The following is an 18,666-nucleotide window of genomic DNA, read 5'->3' as shown; positions in this document are numbered from 1 at the left end:
GTCAATTCGCCGGGTTTGGTACCAGAAGGAGCGAAGAACGAGTAAGCGCTTTGGCTACTCGTTTCTCACTACCCCCCCGATTTTCCTGTTCCGGTCAGGCGCGCTCCGTTCGGTCGGCGTTCCATCCTGCTCGCTCGTCTTGCTGCGGGCGCGGCGGAACGGCACAGTGTCGCTCCCCTCCCTTCCGCGGCGCGCATGGTCGACTGCACCGTCTATTACAACCCGGCCTGCTCCAAGTGCCGTGCCCTGCTCGCGCTGCTGGACGCACGCGGCATCGCACCACGGCTGGTCGATTATCTGCAGACGCCGCCAACGGTTGAGGAACTGCGCCGCCTCGTCGATCTGTTCGGCGGCGACGCCGCGCAGTTGCTGCGCAGCGACATGCCCGCCTATACAGTGCTCGAGTTTGGCAGAAGCGAACCCGGCGCCGACGAAATAGTCGCCGCGCTGCACCGCTTCCCGGCCCTGCTGCAGCGGCCCGTGATCGTCCGCGGCAATCAGGCACTGATCGCGCGGCCGCCCGAAAGCGCCCTGGACCTGTTCCGGGACTCCCATGGATAAATTGCAGGCCATGCAGTTGTTCGTGCGCGTCGTCGACGCGGGGAGCTATACGGCTGCCGCCGACCAGATGGAGATCTCGCGCGCGCTGGCGAGCAAGCTGGTGCAATCGCTGGAAGAACTGCTCGGCGTACGCCTGCTGCACCGGACCACTCGCAAGCTCAGCCTGACTGAAGCCGGCGAACGCTACTACCAGCGGGTCAGCGAGATTCTCGGCAGTCTGAACGAAGCGGAGGCGCTCGCGTCGGAACTCCAGGCCGAACCGCGCGGCCGCCTGCGCGTGTCGGCACCGATGTCCTTCGCGATCCATCATCTCGGCAGCGCGGTCGCCGAATTCCAGCAGCGCCATCCGCGCATCGAACTGGAACTTACCCTCAACGATCGCCAGGTGGATCTGGTCGACGAGGGCTTCGACATGGCCGTGCGCATCGCGCGCCTGGCCGATTCCAGCCTCGTCGCACGGCGCATCGCCCCGTGCCGTCTGCTGTTACTCGCCAGTCCGGCTTATCTTGCCCGCGTCGGCGTACCGCAACATCCACAGGATCTGGCGCGGCACAACTACCTGAGCTACACCCTTGCCGCGCGGCGCGACGAGATCGTGCTCGTCAACGACGGCGAACGCCACACCGTCAATCTCAGCGGCAGCTTGCGCGTCAACAACGGTGATGTGATCGCCTCGGCGGCGGTGGCCGGCCTCGGCATCTGCCTGTCGCCGAGCTTTCTGATCTGGCACCGCGTGCAGCGCGGCGAGCTGGTACGCGTGCTGCCACAGTGGCAAATTCCCGACATCGGGGTGTACGCCGTATATCCAGCGGGACGCAGCCTGCCAGCCAAAACGCGCAGCTTCATCGACTTTCTCGTCGAACGGTTCGGTCCGGAGCCCTATTGGGACAAGCCGCAGAACTGACTTTCGCGCGACTCGACGGAACAATGATGCTGCAGGCGTGTTGTGGCGCTGCAGCAATCCACCGCCGTACCTACGCGCGGCTATTGCCGACGATGGGTCTTGTCCTATAGTCGGCGATGATCTTCCACCCGGGTCGCCGGGATCGCGTTGCTTCCGGAACGCCGACGGGGAAGATCGCCCGGTGCGTGCCCGGCAACCCTGCGCGCGCACCGGAATTCCCGCCGTGTCATGGACGCGGGCGCGGCGCTCACCTGCCGCACCGGGGGGGAAGTCAGTATCTATTGCTGCTATTTCTTGGGGAGTCACCATGCGCAAACCGTTGTATCTCGCCCTCGTCGCCCTGCTCGGCGGCGGCACGTCCGTGCAAGCTGCCGATACCGTCCGCGTCCGAGTTGATCATGCGGCCGGTTCCGTCATCGAGTCGCTCGACATCCGTCCGCTGAACCGAGTCACCTACGGCAGCTTCCAGGTGCTCGAAATGTCCGCCGCCGAAGCGCAGAAACTCATCGAGCGCGTGCCCAACGCCAGCATCATGAGCGACGCCGGACGTATCCGGTTCAACCAGGTCGACTTCGATCCGCTGCAGGATCCGGCGCGCATCGGCAACGGCGCATTTCCGACGACCGCCTCGGGCGAAGGCCTGCATCTGGTGCAGTTCGATGCGCCAATCAAGCAGGCCTGGCGCGACGAACTGGAAAAGCGAGGTTTGCGCGTACTGCAGTATTACCCGGGCGAGACCTATCTGGTCTGGGGCCGCATGGACACCGTCGCGGAAACCATCAGCGTGCCGCATGTGCGCTGGCAGGGCGGATTCCTCGCCGACTACAAGGTCAATCCCGACCTCCACGGCCGCAGCGGGCGCATCACCAACATCGATGTGCACTTCTACAACAATGGCGATGTCGCCGGCGTCATCGGCGCGCTCGAAAAGCTCGGTGCCACGGTGCTGACGCACGCGCCGGCGCAGCCCGACAAGGCCTTCTTCGACGCCTGGATCCAGGTCGACGCCGACAAGCTGGCCGAGATCGCGCGCCTGCCGCAGGTGCTGGCGCTGGCCTATGCCAGCCCGACCATCCGCTATGAAGACGAACTGGCCGCGCAGACCGTGGCCGGCAACTACAACGGCGCCGGCCAGCCGCAGCTCGGCTATGTGCCCTGGCTCACCGGGTTCGGGTTCAACGGTAACGGTGTGACCTGGGCAGTCGTGGATACAGGCGTAGATCTGGGCCATCCCGATCTGGCGCCGCGCATCGTCGGCGGCTTCAGCTACCCGGGCTGCGCCGGCGCCAACGGCGACGACGAAGCCAGTGGTGGCCACGGCACGCATGTGGCCGGCATCATCGCCGGCATGGCGATCGGCGATGGCAGCGGCGCCACCGTAGATGAAGACGACGCTAACGGCTTCCGCTACGGACAGGGCATCGCCTCCGGCGCTGGTATCTACGCTGTATGTACCGGTTCGGCGTGGCCACCGGCCGGCGGCTGGCAGAGCCTGTCGAAAACATCGCTGGCCGGCAATGCGATCGGCATGAACTCGAGCTGGACCACCGGTGAAGGCACTGCTCACGGCTACCAGGCGAGCGAGCGCACCTTTGACGCCATGATCCGCGATGGCGACTTCGACGCGGCCGGCAACCAGCCTTTCATCATCTCGTTCTCGGCCGGCAACAGCGGACCGGGTGCAAGCACGTTGACCGCGCCGAAGGAAGCGAAGAACCCGGTCACGACCGCATCGTCGCTCAATTTCCGCGCCGGCTCGATCGACAACCTGTCGAGCTTCTCGAGCCGCGGCCCCGGCGTCGATGGCCGCGTCCTGCCGACGATCGCCGCTCCCGGCGACACGGTCGCCTCGACCAAGCGCCGCGCCGGTGCGAGCCAGTGCGGCACCAGCATCGCCGGCACGGGCAACTACTACGCGAACTGCAGTGGCACCAGCATGGCCGCGCCACAGGTATCCGGCATGCTGTCGGTACTGGCGCAATGGTGGCGAACCAACAACAGCGGTGCGACCTTCAGCCCGGCCATGGCCAAGGCACTGCTGATCAACGGCGCCGTCGACATGGCCACGGCCGACGTGCCGAACAACAACGAAGGCTGGGGCCGCATCCACCTGCCGCGCACGACCGGCGGTGTCGTACCGCGCCACATGATCGACCAGACCATTGTGCTGGACAACGCCGGCGACACGCACATCATTTCGGCCGGCATCGCCGATCCGAGCAAGCCCACGCGCATCACACTGGCCTACACCGACGCGCCCGGCGCCGTGGGCTCCAACCCGGCGCTGGTCAACAACCTCGATATCGAAGTCGTCAACGGCGCCACTACGTACAAGGGCAACGTGCTCGCAGCCGGCGTCTCCACGACCGGCGGCACCGCCGACGCCAAGAACAACCTCGAGAACGTGTTCCTGCCGGCCGGTGCCAGCGGCTCCATCATCGTGACGGTGCGCGCGACCGCCCTTCCGGGCGACGGCATCCCGGGAGTCGGCGATGCGACCGACCAGGACTTCGCCCTGATCTGCGACAACTGCGCGCTGACGCCGAACTACTCGCTGGTCGCGACCACAGACTCGCGCGAGGTTTGCGCACCGGCCGCGGCGACCTACCCGATCAACGTCGGCTCGATCCTCGGCTATACCAACCCGGTGAACCTCGTCGCGAGCAGCGTGCCTGCAGGCGCGACCGCCAACGTGACCCCCTCCGCGGTGACGCCGCCCGGATCGGCCACGGCGACGCTGACGCCGGGATCGCTGGCGGCCGGAAGCTACACCTTCAATGTGGATGCCACCTCAGCCAGCGGCGCGCAGACGGTTCAGCTCGGGCTGGACCTGTCGACCGCCATCCCGGCGACGCCGGCGTTGACCACCCCGGCCGATAACGCGATCGGCGTCTCGGCCGCGCCGACGCTCACCTGGGCAGCCTCGGCCCAGACCAAGGACTATGTGGTCGAAGTGGCGACCGACGCGGCCTTCGGCAGCATCGTGTTCACCCAGACGGTGGCGGGCACCACCACCTCGGCCACCGTCGCGCCGGCACTGACTACGAACACGCGCTACTACTGGCGCGTGCGCAGCGGCAACATCTGCGGCACCAGCAGCAACTCGCCGGTGTTTACTTTCAAGACCGCCCCGGCACTGGGCGATTGCGACGATACGCAGAGCGCCAATGCGGTATTCAGCAGTGACGTGGAAGGCGACGTCAGTGGCTGGACGACCACCGGCAGCACCGGCGCGTCGACCTGGGCCGTTAGCACGGCTCGTCCGTTCTCGCCGACCAAGTCCTGGCTTGCGGTGGACTTGACCACAACCTCTGACCAGCGCCTGGTCTCCCCGGCCATCGTGCTTCCGGTCGGCGAGAATCCGTTGAGCCTGAGCTTCCAGAACGACATCAACATGGAAGAGCGCACGGCCGGCGGCTGCTGGGACGGCGGCCTGCTCGAGATTTCGACCAACGGCGGTTCGAGCTGGACCCAGATCACGAGCGCGCAGATGACCACGCCGTATACCGGCGCGCTCAACGACGGCCCCGGCATCGGTCTGCAGGCCTGGTGCAACACAGTGCCGTATCGCAAGACCGTGGTCGATCTCAACAGTTACGCCGGTCAGACGGTGAACTTCCGCTTCCGCGCCTCGACCGACGGCTCGGTCGGCGACACGCCGCTGGGCTGGTTCGTCGATGACATCAAGGTGCAGAGCTGCCGTGTGAGCCTGCCCGACGGAATCTTCGAAAACGACTTCGAACTCTGATCGGCCGGCATCATCGGTAAAGTCAAACAGAAAAGGCCGCCGAAAGGCGGCCTTTTTCACGTCACGCTACGCAGCGTCATCGTATCCGACACCCGAGTCGCGGCGGCTCGATGCTCAATCGCCGAGTTCGAACCGGTCCGCATCCATCCAGGCCGGAAAGCGCGTGCGATGCGCGGCCAACGCAGACGCATCCAGCGTTGCGGTCACCGTGAGTTCGCTCGCGCCGAGTTCGACCACGGGCTGGCCGAGGAAATCCAGCACCGCGCTGTCGCCGGCGTAGTTCAGACCGTTGCCGTCGGTACCGACGCGGTTCACACCGATGCAGTAGCTCAGGTTCTCGATCGCGCGCGCGCGCAGCAGCGTCTGCCAGGCGTAACGGCGCGCACTCGGCCAGTTGGCGACGAAGAGCACCAGGTCGTAGTCGAAGCGCCCGGCGACAGTCGTGTCATAGCGGTTGCGGATCCAGACCGGGAAGCGCAGGTCGTAGCAGACCAGCGGACAGATGCGCCAGCCCTTGAGTTCCACGATCAGGCGTTGCTCACCCGCCGCGTAGCGTTCGTGTTCGCGCGCCATGCGGAACAGGTGCCGCTTGTCATAGCACGCGAAGCTGCCGTCCGGTCGCATCCAGACCAGCCGGTTCACGCACTTCTCGCCGATGCGGGTGACGAGGCTGCCCGTAATGACGCAGTCGACCTCCGCGGCGAGTGCCGTGAGCCAGCGCAGGCTTTCGCCTTCCATCGGTTCGGCGTTACCCAGCGTTTCGTTGGTGAAGCCGCTGGTGAAGGTTTCCGGCAGCACGATCAGATCGCTCTGCCCGCGCAGCGCGCGCACCCGAGCGCCATAGTAGTCGCGGTTCGCCGCGGCGTCGTGCCAGCGCGTATCGCCCTGCACCAGCGAAACGCGCAGCGGCTGAGTCGGTTCGGACATGGAGGAGTTCCTTCCGGTCAGACGCGTGCGAGGCGCTCGGCCGCAGCGGCCAGCGTCGCATCGCTCTTGGCGAAACAGAAGCGCACGATGCGCGCATCCGGTGCGCTCTCGTAGAACGCCGACACCGGTATCGCGGCTACGCCCGCCTCGCGCACCAGCCATTCACTGAAGTTCAGGTCATCCTGGTCGCTGATGGCCGAATAGTCGACGAGCTGGAAATAGGCCCCACCGACCGGCAGCAGCGTGAAGCGCGTCGGGGCGAGCAATTCGCGAAAGCGATCGCGCTTGGCCTGATAGAACGCCGGCAGGTCCAGATAGTGCTGCGGATCCTTCGCCAGCGCCTCGGCGAACGCCCACTGCGCCGGACCGAACGTACAGAAGGTCAGGTACTGGTGCACCTTGCGGAACTCCGCGCTCAGCGCGCGCGGCGCGATGCAGTAGCCCACCTTCCAGCCAGTGCAGTGGTAGGTCTTGCCGAAGGAACTCACGACGAAGCTGCGCTCGGCGAGTTCCGCGTGGCGCAGCGCGCTCTGGTGCAGGGCGCCATCGAACACGATGTGCTCGTAGACCTCGTCGGAGATGACGAGGATCTCGCTGCCGCGCGTGAGTTCGGCGAGGGTATCGAGGTCAGCCGCGCTGAACACCGCACCCGAGGGATTGTGCGGACTGTTGACCATGATCACGCGGGTCTTTGCGGTGATGGCGTCCTTGACGCGCTGCCAGTCGACCGAGAAGTCCGGCAGGTTCAGCGGCACGTGCACCGCTCGCCCGCCGACCAGGTCGATCGCAGGCTCGTAGCAGTCATAGCACGGGTCCAGCACGATGACTTCGTCGCCCTGCCGGACCACCGCGGCGATCGCGGCGAAGATCGCCTCGGTTGCGCCGGACGTAACCGTGATCTCAGTGTCGGCATTCACCGTGCGGCCGTACAGGCGCTCCGTCTTCAGCGCGATCTGTTCGCGCAGCGCGGCGATGCCGGTCATCGGCGCGTATTGGTTCTTGCCGGTGTTCATTGCCTCGGTGAGCGCGTCGCGCAGCGACTGCGGGCCATCGAAGTCGGGAAAGCCCTGCCCCAGGTTCACCGCGTTGTGTTGCTGCGCGAGCTGGCTCATGACGGTGAAAATGGTCGTACCCACTTTCGGCAGCTTGGTCTGGATCTGCATCGCCTACCCGTTTGGACGTCCAAATGAACGCCGATGGTAGCACGCGGGCCGCGCCGCCTCGTGGCCTGCAACGGATGAATCGGTAGAGGGATCGCGAAGGACTGGTCGTGCAGGACGCCGCTGCGGAGCGCGGCCAATAGCACGCGCTATTGGCCAAGTAAGCAGCAAATACTGCGCGGCCAGGACGAGCGAGCTGCTATCGATTTGTCCGTTGCAGGCCACTAGCCCAGCAGGTGGGCGAACCAGTCCCAACCCTTGACGCGCTGGCAGACGATCTTCAGGGCGACCAGCAGCGGCACCGCGATGACGATGCCGACCGCGCCCCAGAGCCAGCCCAGCAGCATGAGCCAGAGCAGGATCATCAGCGGATTGATCTTCATCTGCCGCCCGAGCACCAGCGGCGTCAGGAACTGGCCTTCGATGATGACCATCGTCGCGAACAGGCCGGCCGGGGTCAGACCGGGGCCGAGCTTGCCGTAGGTCAGCATGCCGAGCAGCGCGAACAGCAGGGTCATGCACAGAGGACCAAAGTACGGGATGAAATTCAGCAGCAGCGCCATGACACCCCAGAGCAGCGGATCGGGGATGCCCGTGGCGAACGCGATCAGCGTGGCGCCAACGCCGACGAGGGTATTGATCGTCGTCGTGGTGAACAGGTAGCGCGACATCTCATGCTGCATCACGCGCACGATGTCGACCGCATTGCGGCGCGAGGCGAACGACGAGGTCAGGCTGACCGCGCGCCTCAGCAGCAACTCACCGTAGACGAGGAAGAAGTACACCAGCAGGAAAACGCTGAACACGGTAACGACGAGGCGTGGCGCCTCTGCGACCGTCTCCCAGACATCGAACAGCACCGGCGACGGCGGACCTTCCGCGCGCGTGCCCATCATGTTCCGGGTGGCGCGGCCGGCAGCCTCGATCTGCTGCGTCACCGCGCGCATGCGCGGCGTCAGCAGCCGCGCCGCCTCGGGTGCGCGCTCGACCCAGCGCTGCGCAGGTTCCGCCACGGCGATGCCGACGAACACGATGACGGCCGTGCCGGCAGTCATCACCAGCATCGCGATCAGCGCCCGCGGCAGCCAGCGCCGCGACAGGCTGGCCACGAGCGGATTGAGCGACAGCGCGAGGAACAATGCCAGCAGCACCGGCACCATCAGCGCCTTGGCGAAAAACATGATGCTGAGCGTGGCGAGCATCGACAGCCACACGAGGGTCAGGCGCAGAGAGGACAGCTGGCGCTGCTGGCGTACGCCGCCAATGCGATCTGCCTCGTCGACCGTGACGCTTTCTTCAGCGCTGGGTTCCACCCAGTGCCATTGCACCTGCCACCAGCGCGGCGAATTCATTCGTTGTCGTCCCGAGTCGCCAGCATCGGCAACAGCCGCGCCAGCACAAAATTGCCCAGGCCCAGCAAGGTGCTGCCGCGCAGGTGCCGGGGCAGGACCATGAGCAGGAAGCCGCCGGCCAGGCCGACACCGAGCAGCAGTTTGGGCGACAGCGCGCGCGCCATGCGGCGCACGTCGCGCGCTTCGCCGCTGACTTCGAGCAACGCCGCGTCGAGACGCCGCGCCGACGCGGTCACCTCACTTTGCAGTTTCCTTGTTCGCACTATCATGCTGCTCGCTCCTTTCCAGCCAGTACACGACGCGCCGGCGCGACTCGGCAAAACTGGCCGCGCGCACGGCCTGGCGCAACAGCACACCACCGCCGGCCAGCACCAGGGCGCTGATGGCGCCGAGCCACAGCAGCGCTTCGCCGATCGAGCCAGTCCAGCGATACACGAGCAGTACGGCCGCGCCCCAGATCGTGGCCAGGAAGAACACGCCGCCGAGCGACACGACGACGAGCCAGATCAGCGCCTGCGGCAGTGCGGCACGGGCCAGCCGTGCTTCGGCGCGCAGCAAGGCGACGCCCGCATCGCGCACTTCGCCGCCCAGGTCCAGCCAGCGGCCCAGCCGTGCGAACAGGCCGCGTCGCACGCGACGCCGGCGCCGATGCGCAGAGGCATCGGCGCTCGCGGCGGTCTCGTCCATGCCTCAGCGTCCGCGTCGGCGCAGCAGGCGCGCGGCGATGGCGCCGGTCACCGCGGCGATCGCGATCGAACGCATGGGGTGGCGGCGTACGAACTCCGACACGCTCAGTCCAATCGAGCGGCCCAGTTCCATCGCGTCCTCGGCAATCTCTTGGCCGAGTTCGCCCATGTCGTCGATCGCTTCCTGGAATCCTTCGCGCGTCTCACTCGCGGCTTCGCGCGTTTCGTCGCGCACGTTGCGCGCGCGCCGGCCGAGCTTGGCGCCGATATCGCTGACGCTGTCACGGGCCTCGCTCCAGGCGCGGCCCAGGGTGCCGCCGAGTTCATGGATGGCTTCAGCCGGGCTCGGCTGGGCCTGATCGTCGCCTGGAACATCGTCCACGCGGTCGGCAGCCTCGGCGGCGGCGCTGTTGGGGCGTGCGGAAGTCTTTTCAGTGGCCATGGTTTCAGCATCCGTGTGAGCGTGAAGGAGCGCAGCGGGTCAGGCCGCCGGGCCCACCCGGCCGCGACAGCAACGAGAGTATCAGGCCGGTCAGGTCGCGGCGGCGTCAAACCCCCGCGGCGTCCATGCGGCGTTTCAGTTCCCCGACTCCAACGACGGGGGTGCCAGCGGATGACGTCATCCCATGTATCGCTTAACCTGCCGCCCCATGAGGGCGGAGTGTACGGACGAAGAACTGATGCTGGCCTACGGCCGCGGCGATGCGCACGCGTTCGAAGCGCTGTACACGCGCCATCGCGGCACGCTGTACCGCTTCCTGCTGCGCCACTGCCGCGAGCGCGCCAGCGCCGACGAGCTGTTCCAGGAAACCTGGAGCCGCGTCACCGTCGCACGCGAGCGCTACCGACCCGAGGCAAAGTTCACCACCTGGCTGCTGCAGATCGCGCACAACCTTGCGATCGATCTCATGCGCCGCAATAGACCACAGGCAGGGTCCGAGGAAACCGAACTGGTCTTCCGCCAGCTCGACGCGCCGGAAACCGAACGGCCCGACCGGGTGCTCAGCGAATTCGAGCAACGGCGCCGTCTGCAGCGGGCGCTCGAAGATCTGCCGGACGAGCAGCGCAATGCCTTCGTGCTGCGCATGGAGAACGGACTCGGACTCGAAGAAATTGCCGAAGTGACGGGAGCTGGACAAGAAACGGTGAAATCGCGCCTGCGCTATGCGTTCGCGAAGATCCGCGCAAGGTTCGCCGAATGACCCACCCTAGAAACCACCACGAGCGCGAATTCGAAGCCTTCCTGGCCGGCGAGGAGTCCGAACTCGCACGCCTGTACCGGCGCCTGCCGCAGAGCGAGCCCGACGCCAGGCTCGACGCCGCCGTGCTGGCTCTCGCGCGTGCCGCGGTCGAGCCGCAGCGCGTCAACGCGCTGCGCCACGCCAACGTTCGCCACCGCCGTCCGCTGTGGCTGGTGGCTCTGAGCAGCGCCGCAGGCGTAGTGCTGGCCACCGGCATCGCCTGGCAGATGCGCAACGGGTTCAATGAAAGCGCCGCGCCGACGCTGCAGCAGTCGGCGTCCGCCCGCACCGAGCGCGACGTCATTCCGATCAGCGCGATCGTGCCGCCGGCGGAACCGGCGGCGCCGCCTGCGCCGCCGCCCGAAGCGCCGGCCATCGCATCGACGACCGCCGCGATGCCAGCTCCGCCACCGGCCAAGCCTGCCTCGCTGAAACCCAAGGCGCCCGCCCAACGGCGCGAGGTCGAACTGGCGGCCGCCATCGACGCCAAGAAGGACAACAGCCTGCGCTCCGACGATAGGGTACCCGCCGACACGTCGCCGCCGGAGCGCGTGGCAGCCGCGACGGCGCAGCCCTCGGCCGAACCACTGGCACGCGCAGGCCTGGCCGAGGCCGAAAGCACCAAGGGCAGCGGCGTCGACAAGCTCGCCGCAGACGCCGCACAGCCGCAGCCATTCCCGGGCACGGCCGGAGTTCCCGACTACAACTCGGTCGAGCGGAAGGCGGCGATAGCGAGCGGCTCGCGCCGGGACGACTACGGCGTCGATGTCGACGCAGCATCGGCCGATCCGCTGGCCAAGCAGGAACAGCGCGCCCGCGTCGCACGATCAGCGAGCAAGGAAAAGCGGACTGTCGAGGAAACCACGGCGCGCCCGCAGTCTGCGTCGGGAGCGGAAAGACAGGTCGCGCCTTCAATTGCCGCTGCGCCTCCCGTCGCGGCTTCAGCAGCAGCTCCGGCAGCCGAAGCGCCGCCGGCGAACGTATCGCAGGCCCCTGCACACTCCGACGCCGCGAGCGCCGTCGGGAACGCCGCTTCGGCGGAGCTGAAACGCAACGCTACTCTGGCACCGGACGAGTGGATCAAGCGGATCCGTGAACTGCTGCGCCAGGAGCGCCGGGCCGACGCGCTGGAAAACCTCGAACTGCTGCGGCGCAAGCACCCGACCTACGTGGTTCCGGCCGACCTGCGCGACCTGCGCGACCTGCGCTGAGCGGCGCGGGGCAGCCGCGTAGGCGGCCTGCTTCGGGTACTCATCGCTCCAACCCGACCGCCTGCGCGCACCTGCGCCGGTTTGTTTCAGCCGTGGTCGCGCGCAGGAAAGCCTGCGGACGCCGTTCCTGGCAGATAATGCGCGGATGAACACGCCGCTTTGCACGCTCGCGCAACCGGCCGCCGCGTCTCAGGAGATCAAGAAGAGCCGCTTCGTGTGCCAGGCCGCCCCGGTCGGCAATCCGGCCGCCGCGCTCGCCTTTCTCGAGGACGTCGCGGACAGCCAGGCCACGCACAATTGCTGGGCATACCGGATTGGCCAGAGTTACCGGTTTTCCGATGACGGCGAACCGGCAGGCACCGCCGGCAAGCCGATACTGCAAGCCATCGACGGCCAGGGCTGCGACCAGGTCATGCTGGTCGTCACGCGCTGGTACGGCGGCATCAAGCTTGGTGCCGGCGGCCTGATGCGCGCCTACGGCGGCGTCGCTGCGGAATGCCTGCGCATGGCCGCGCGCGTCACGCTGGTGCACAAGATCGAGGTTGCGCTGGAGCTGCCGTTCGCCAGCCTCGCGATCCTCAAGGCGCGCCTGGCCGACTTCGACGCCGACTGCGTGCACGAGCAATTCGGCGTGGCCGGCGCCACGCTGCGCCTGGCCCTGCCAGACGCGCGGGTAGACGCGCTGGGCCAACTGCTCGCCGATCTGACTCGCGGACGTAGCAAACTCGAGCGCCGCGATTGAATCGCGCCGCAGCGTCTCCATGACGAGCTGGCTGCCCGCAGCCCGCCCGCCGCGCCCCTGTCCCCCTCGACGACGACCCATGACCGAACCGACTCCGCCGCGCCGCAGCCTTGCCTCGCTTTCCCGGATCCTGCCATTGCTGCGCGGCCACGGCGGCCTGCTCGCCGGCTGGTTGGCGTTCCTCGTCGTGTCTTCGGCGGCGACCCTGTCGCTGCCCGTCGCCGTGCGCCACATGATCGACTCCGGGTTCGCCGACGCCAATCCGGCCAGTATCAATGCGAGCTTCCTCGCGCTGTTCGGCGTCGCCGTCGTACTCGCGCTGGCCACGGCGGCGCGCTACTACTGCGTGAGCCTGCTCGGCGAGCGCGTCGTCGCCGACCTGCGCCGGCGCCTCTACGATCACCTGCTGACGCTCGACCAGGCCTTCTTCGAGCGCACCCGCATCGGCGAGATCACCTCCCGCCTGTCCGCCGACAGCGAACTCGTGCAGACCGTCGTTGGCTCCAGCCTGTCGGTCGCGGTGCGCAGCGCGGCGACCTTCATTGGCGCCTCGGTTGCACTGGTCTGGACCAGCCCGCGGCTGGCCGCCTATGCCGCGCTCGTGATTCCGCTCGTGGTGCTGCCGATGGTTATCGGCGGCCGGCGCCTGCAGCGCCTGTCGCGCGACAACCAGGACCGCATCGCTGATGCCTCGGCGGTCGCCAACGAAAGCCTCAACGCGATGCACGCTGTGCAGGCGTATGCGCGCGAGGAGACCGAGAAGCGCCGCTACGCCGACGCCATCGCCCGCGCCATCGCGACAAGCCGCCGCCGCATCGGCGCGCGCGCGGCGATCACCGCGCTGGCCATCCTGCTGATCTTCGGCGCGATCGTGCTCGTGCTCTGGGTCGGCGCCAATGCCGTGCTCGCGGGCGAGCTCAAGGCCGGCATCCTGAGCCAGTTCGTGCTCTACGCGGTCATGGCCGGCGGTTCGGTCGGCGCGCTGACCGAGGTGTGGGGCGAGGTACAGCGTGCCTCGGGCGCGCTGGAGCGCATCAACGAATTGCTCGCGACCCGGCCGCAGATCCGCTCGCCCGACGCGCCGGTCGCGCTGCCGCGCCCGGCGCGCGGTGCGATCGAGTTCGACCATGTCGAGTTCCGCTACCCGTCGCGTCCGGACGCCGCCGCGCTGCGCGATTTCAGTCTGCGCGTTCAGCCCGGCGAGACGGTCGCGCTCGTCGGCCCCTCTGGCGCCGGAAAAAGTACCGTCTTCCAGTTGCTGCTGCGCTTCTACGATCCGCAGTCGGGCAGCGTGCGCATAGACGGCCAGGACCTGCGCGCGCTCGCGCTGCCCGAGCTGCGCGGCACGATCGCGCTGGTACCGCAGGACACCGTGATCTTCGGTGCGAGCGCACTGGAGAACATCCGCTTCGGGCGCGTCGACGCGCCCGAGGAAGACGCCATTGCAGCGGCGCGCGCGGCCGAGGCGCACGACTTCATCATCGCGCAGAGCGGCGGCTACGCGAGCCATCTGGGCGAGCGCGGCGTGCGCCTGTCCGGCGGCCAGCAGCAGCGCATCGCCATTGCGCGCGCGCTGCTCAAGGACGCGCCGATCCTGCTGCTGGATGAAGCCACCAGCAACCTCGACGCGCAATCCGAGGCGGCGATCCAGGATGCGCTCGAACGGCTCATGCGCGGCCGCACCACGCTGGTCATCGCGCATCGTCTCGCCACGGTGCAGCAGGCCGACCGCATCGTCGTGCTCGACGGCGGGCGCATCGTCGCCCAGGGCACGCACGAGGAGCTGCTGCAGCAGGAAGGACTTTATGCCGAACTCGCGCGCCTGCAGTTCGCTGCCTGACCGGCGCGTAGCTCACGCCACTTCGTTCCGCCCTGGCCGCGCCGCGCGCGCCGGGCATACCGTTTTCCACTATCGAGCATTGTCCATGACTATCCGATCGCGCTTTCGCGCCGTCCTGGGGCTGGGCCTGGCCGCCCTGCTGCTGGCCGGCTGCGGTTCCGACCCCCAGCCCGCCGCCGCGGCCGACACCGGGGCCAGCCTCTCGGTCAGCCTCGTCACGCCGCAGTCGCGCGCGCTGCAGCGCCGCCTGACCGCTTCCGGCGCGATTGCCGCACAGGAGGAAATGCTGCTCGGTGTCGAGCTGTCCGGTGTGCGCGTGGCTGAAGTCCTCGTCGACATCGGCGAACCGGTGCGCAAGGGCCAGGTGCTGCTGCGTCTGGACACGCGCACGCTCGCGAGCGAACAGCGCCAGTCCGACGCGGCCGTGGCCGAGGCCGATGCGGCGCTGGCCGTGGCCAGGCGCAACAACGAGCGCATGAGCGCGTTGCGCGACAAGGGCCTGATCAGTGCGCGCGACGCCGACGAGATGTGGGGGGCGGCGACGCAGGCCGGCGCGCGCCTGAACTCGGCGCGCGCACAGCGCGAAGCGGTCGCGCTGCGCCTGAGTTTCGCCGAGCTGCGCGCACCCGACGACGGCGTGATCTCGCGCCGCGACGTGCAGCCCGGCCAGGTCGTCTCCGCCGGCGGCGAACTGCTGCGCCTGATCCGCCAGGGCCGCCTGGAATGGCGCGGCAACCTGCCCGAAGCCGAACTTGCCCGCGTGCAGGAAGGCATGCAGGTGCTGGTCAGCGGTCCCGATGGAAGTCGCGCCGAGGCGAGCGTGCGCCGCATCGCCGCAAGTCTCGATGCCGCGAGCCGCACCGGCGTGGTCTACGCCAGCCTCGCCGATCCCGGACCGCTTCGCGCCGGCATGTTCGCCCAAGGCGACTTGCTGCTTGGCGAGAACCCCGCGCTGCTGCTGCCGCTGTCGGCCGTGGTGCAGCGCGACGGTCACAGCTATGTGTTCCGCGTCGGTGAGGGACAGCGCGTGACGCGCCAGCGCATCGAGATCGGCCGGGTCGACGGCGAACAGATCGAGGTCGTCTCCGGCCTCGCCGCGACCGACGCCGTCGTCGCACGCGGTGCCGGGTTCCTCAGCGAAGGCGACCGTGTGCGCGTAGTCACAGGGACCGCGGCGCCATGAATATTTCCGCCTGGGCGATACGCCGGCCTCTGCCGTCGATCCTGCTGTTCATCCTGCTCTGCGTCGCCGGTATCGCCGGTTTCCGCAGCCTGCCGGTGTCGCGCTTCCCCGACATCTCGCTACCGATGGTCATGATCACGGTGACCCTGCCCGGTGCCGCGCCGAGCCAGATGGAAACCGAGATCACCCGCAAGGTCGAGGACGCCGTCGCGAGCCTTGCCGACATCGACAAGCTCGTGTCCACGGTCAACGAAGGCGTCTCCAACACGCGCATCGAGTTCGAACTCGGCCGCGATCTGGACGAGGCGCTCGACGAAGTCCGCGACGCCATCACGCGGATCCGCATCGATCTGCCGCAGGACATCCAGGAACCGGTCGTCGCGAAGGTCAACATCGTCGGCGGCACCATGCTGAGCTTCACCGTCGCCTCCGACACGCTCGCGCCCGACGAACTGAGCTGGTTCGTCGACGACACCGTGACGAAGTCGCTGTTCAGCGTGCCCGGCGTGGGCCAGGTCAAGCGCACCGGCGGCGTCGAGCGCGAAGTGCGCATCGACCTCAAGCCTGGCGCGCTGGAAGCGCACGGCATCACCGCTGGCGCCGTGTCGCAGCAGCTCGCGCGAATCCAGGTGGAAATGCCCGGCGGCAAGGCGAACTGGGGCGGCAACGAACAGATCGTGCGCACGGTCGGCACGGTCGATGCGGTCGCGCAGCTGCGCGACATGCCGATCAGCCTGCCCGACGGGCGCCAGATCAAGCTCTCGGCCCTGGCCGAGATCCGCGACGCGGCGGCCGAAGCGCGCCAGGTCGCCCTGCTCGACGGGAAGCCGGCGGTCGGCTTCGCGATCACGCGCACACGCGGCTCCAGCGAAGTCGGCACCGGCCGCGCCGTACGCGCAAAAGTGGAAGAACTCGGCCGCGCCTATCCCAACCTGCGCTTCGCCGAAGTCAGTTCCACGGTGGAAGAGGCAGAAGGCTCCTACGAGTCTTCTATGACGATGCTCTGGGAAGGTTCCTTGCTGGCCGTGCTCGTGGTCTGGCTGTTCCTGCGCGACTGGCGCGCGACGTGGATCTCGGCGCTCGCGCTGCCACTGTCGATCATTCCCACCTTCGCCGTGATGCACTGGTTCGGCTTCAGTCTCAACATGATCACGCTGCTCGCGCTCGCGGTCGTCGTCGGCATCCTGGTTGACGACGCGATCGTCGAGGTCGAGAACATCGTGCGTCATCTGGGCATGGGCAAGTCGCCGCAGGAAGCTGCGACCGATGCAGCCGACGAGATCGGCCTGGCAGTGATCGCGACCTCGCTGACCCTCGCCGCCGTGTTCGTCCCAGTCGCGTTCATGCCCGGCATCCCGGGCAAGTTCTTCCGTGAATTCGGCTGGACCGCAGCCACGGCGGTGCTGTTCTCGCTGCTGGTCGCGCGCCTGCTGACGCCGATGATGGCGGCTTATCTGCTGAAACCCGGGCCGCACGAGGAGAAGGAAGGCCCGCTGATGCGCTGGTATCTGCGCCTCGTCGAAAGCGCGCTCGCGCATCGTACCCGCACCTTGTGGCTCGCGTTCGGGCTGTTCATCGCCTCGCTAGCGATCGTGCCGCTGATTCCGGCCACCTTCATTCCGCCGGCCGACCTCGGCCGCAGCAACCTGAGCCTGGAACTGCCGCCCGGCGCGAGCCTGCGGGAGACCACCGACGTCGCCGAGCAGGCACGCCGCGCGCTGGCCGACCTGCCGGAACTCAAGCGCGTCTACACCGCGATCGGCGGCGTGCTGGATCTGGGCGACCCGAACCAGTCCCTGGTCGGCGACGTGCGCAAGGCGACGCTGACGCTGGACTGGGGCAAGCCGGACACGCGCGAGCGCCACCAGAAAGTCCTCGAACGCGAAGTGCGCGCGCGCCTCAGGGATCTGGCCGGCGTGCGCGTCAGCTTCGTCAGCAGCGAACCCGGCGAACTGCTGCAGCTCGTGCTGGCCGGCGACAATCCTCGTTTGCTGCTCGAGGCGAGCCAGGCGCTGGAGCGCGACCTGCGCGGACTGACCGGGCTTGGCAGCGTGACCTCGACCGCGTCCCTGCTGCGTCCCGAAGTCGTGATCACGCCGGATCCGCTGCGCGCCGCCGATCTCGGCGTCGCGACCGCCGACATCGCCGAAGCCGCGCGCATCGCCACAGCCGGCGATTTCCGCCAGCGCCTGGCCAAGCTCAACCTGCCCGAGCGGCAGATACCGATCCGCGTGCGCATCGCCGAGCAGGACCTCGACCAGCCCTCGGCGATCGCGCTGCTGCGCGTGCCCGGCCGCGACGGTCCGGTACCGCTGACGTCAGTCGCGAGCATCCGGCTCGACAGCGGCCCGGCCCAGCTCGACCGCTACGGCCGGCAGCGCAATGTCACGTTCAACATGGAGCTCAACGGCCGGCCGCTCGGCGAGGTCATGACCGAGATCCAGAAACTGCCGTCGCTGCAAAAGCTGCCGCCCGGCGTAACGATGCTCAATACCGGCGACGCGGAGATCTTTGTCGAGCTGTTCGTCGGCTTCCTGGTCGCGATGGGCACCGGCATCTTCTGCGTCTACGCCGTATTGCTGCTGCTGTTCAACAACGCGCTGCAGCCGCTGACCATCCTGATCGCCGTGCCGCTGTGCGCTGGCGGCGCGTTCGGCATGCTGCTGCTGACCAACAATTACCTGTCATTGCCGGCGCTGATCGGACTGCTGATGCTGATCGGCATCGCGACCAAGAACTCGATCCTGCTGGTCGACTACGCCGTCATCGCCGAGCAGGACCACGGCCTTAGCCAGCACGACGCCCTCGTCGACGCCTGCCGCAAGCGCGCGCGCCCCGTCATCATGACCACGCTCGCAATGGGTGCGGGCATGCTGCCGATCGCGCTGGGCTTCGGCGCCGATGCGAGCTTCCGCGCACCCATGGCGATCGCCGTGATCGGCGGCCTGATCACCTCGACACTGCTGAGCCTCGTGGTGATCCCGGCGGCGTATACCGTGCTCGATGACCTGCGTGAACGCGTCCACCAGCGCGCAACACGCAAGAAAGCGCGGCTCGCCACGGCTTCACCGCCCCACTGATCGCGCACTGCGCGCCGTGGCGGGAACTGCT

15 protein-coding genes are annotated in these 18,666 nt (G+C 67.9%); 9 read left to right on the top strand and 6 right to left on the bottom strand.

The genetic code is table 11. The features are described from left to right. Window positions 1–195: 195 nt before the first annotated feature. The 3 genes from RUU78_RS21420 to RUU78_RS21410 all read left to right on the top strand — a co-directional run bounded on the left by RUU78_RS21420 (window position 196) and on the right by RUU78_RS21410 (window position 5,213). Complete coding sequence (locus RUU78_RS21420) at window positions 196–561, top strand: ArsC/Spx/MgsR family protein (protein ID WP_313919721.1); 366 nt, start codon at window positions 196–198, stop codon at window positions 559–561. Next, window positions 554–1,465: a LysR family transcriptional regulator gene (locus tag RUU78_RS21415; protein ID WP_313919719.1), complete on the top strand. Its 912-nt coding sequence runs from the start codon at window positions 554–556 to the stop codon at window positions 1,463–1,465. The genes RUU78_RS21420 and RUU78_RS21415 overlap by 8 nt, the downstream gene beginning before the upstream one ends. A 307-nt stretch (window positions 1,466–1,772) precedes the next feature. Continuing rightward, entirely contained in the window at window positions 1,773–5,213 is a 3,441-nt protein-coding gene (locus RUU78_RS21410) for a S8 family serine peptidase (RefSeq protein ID WP_313919717.1), read from the top strand. 114 nt (window positions 5,214–5,327) lie between these two features. On the opposite strand, the gene RUU78_RS21405 is transcribed toward RUU78_RS21410, so the two are convergent. From RUU78_RS21405 to RUU78_RS21380, 6 genes are all read right to left on the bottom strand, one after another. Then, window positions 5,328–6,140, bottom strand: a complete 813-nt coding sequence (locus RUU78_RS21405) for an amidohydrolase (RefSeq protein ID WP_313919715.1) — start codon at window positions 6,138–6,140, stop codon at window positions 5,328–5,330. Window positions 6,141–6,157: 17 nt separating this feature from the next. Continuing rightward, window positions 6,158–7,303 carry a pyridoxal phosphate-dependent aminotransferase gene (locus RUU78_RS21400; RefSeq protein ID WP_313919713.1) on the bottom strand — a complete coding sequence of 382 codons (1,146 nt, stop codon included), beginning with the start codon at window positions 7,301–7,303 and terminating at the stop codon, window positions 6,158–6,160. A gap of 221 nt (window positions 7,304–7,524) precedes the next feature. Next, a complete protein-coding gene (locus tag RUU78_RS21395) occupies window positions 7,525–8,652 on the bottom strand; it encodes an AI-2E family transporter (protein ID WP_313919711.1) in 1,128 nt (375 codons plus the stop codon). Further along, a complete protein-coding gene (locus RUU78_RS21390; RefSeq protein WP_313919710.1) occupies window positions 8,649–8,921 on the bottom strand; it encodes a hypothetical protein in 273 nt (90 codons plus the stop codon). The genes RUU78_RS21395 and RUU78_RS21390 overlap by 4 nt, the downstream gene beginning before the upstream one ends. Further along, the gene (locus tag RUU78_RS21385; RefSeq protein ID WP_313919709.1) at window positions 8,890–9,339 is read right to left on the bottom strand and encodes a hypothetical protein; all 450 of its coding nucleotides are present in this window, start codon (window positions 9,337–9,339) and stop codon (window positions 8,890–8,892) included. Before RUU78_RS21385 ends, RUU78_RS21390 begins: the two co-directional genes overlap by 32 nt. 3 nt (window positions 9,340–9,342) lie before the next feature. Next, window positions 9,343–9,780: a hypothetical protein gene (locus tag RUU78_RS21380; RefSeq protein WP_313919708.1), complete on the bottom strand. Its 438-nt coding sequence runs from the start codon at window positions 9,778–9,780 to the stop codon at window positions 9,343–9,345. 238 nt (window positions 9,781–10,018) lie between these two features. Here RUU78_RS21380 and RUU78_RS21375 point away from each other — a divergent pair, with 238 nt between their 5' ends. The 6 genes from RUU78_RS21375 (at window position 10,019) to RUU78_RS21350 (ending at window position 18,635) form a co-directional block, all read left to right on the top strand. Continuing rightward, window positions 10,019–10,540, top strand: coding sequence for an RNA polymerase sigma factor (locus tag RUU78_RS21375; RefSeq protein ID WP_313919707.1), 522 nt, complete (start codon window positions 10,019–10,021; stop codon window positions 10,538–10,540). Next, window positions 10,537–11,790: a hypothetical protein gene (locus RUU78_RS21370; RefSeq protein WP_313919706.1), complete on the top strand. Its 1,254-nt coding sequence runs from the start codon at window positions 10,537–10,539 to the stop codon at window positions 11,788–11,790. The genes RUU78_RS21375 and RUU78_RS21370 overlap by 4 nt, the downstream gene beginning before the upstream one ends. 145 nt (window positions 11,791–11,935) lie before the next feature. After that, on the top strand, window positions 11,936–12,532 hold the full coding sequence (locus RUU78_RS21365; RefSeq protein ID WP_313919705.1) for a YigZ family protein: 597 nt from the start codon (window positions 11,936–11,938) through the stop codon (window positions 12,530–12,532). A gap of 79 nt (window positions 12,533–12,611) precedes the next feature. Further along, entirely contained in the window at window positions 12,612–14,372 is a 1,761-nt protein-coding gene (locus tag RUU78_RS21360) for an ABC transporter transmembrane domain-containing protein (RefSeq protein WP_313919704.1), read from the top strand. An 85-nt stretch (window positions 14,373–14,457) separates the two neighbouring features. Continuing rightward, the gene (locus RUU78_RS21355; protein WP_313919703.1) at window positions 14,458–15,555 is read left to right on the top strand and encodes an efflux RND transporter periplasmic adaptor subunit; all 1,098 of its coding nucleotides are present in this window, start codon (window positions 14,458–14,460) and stop codon (window positions 15,553–15,555) included. Further along, the gene (locus tag RUU78_RS21350) at window positions 15,552–18,635 is read left to right on the top strand and encodes an efflux RND transporter permease subunit (protein WP_313919702.1); all 3,084 of its coding nucleotides are present in this window, start codon (window positions 15,552–15,554) and stop codon (window positions 18,633–18,635) included. The genes RUU78_RS21355 and RUU78_RS21350 overlap by 4 nt, the downstream gene beginning before the upstream one ends. Window positions 18,636–18,666: the final 31 nt, after the last annotated feature.

Source organism: Tahibacter sp. (genome assembly GCF_032229445.1).
In the GTDB taxonomy this organism is placed as follows: Bacteria; Pseudomonadota; Gammaproteobacteria; order Xanthomonadales; family Rhodanobacteraceae; genus Tahibacter.
The sequence above is the reverse complement of the archived record's forward strand: the minus strand, read 5'-3'. Positions and strand labels throughout refer to the sequence as shown.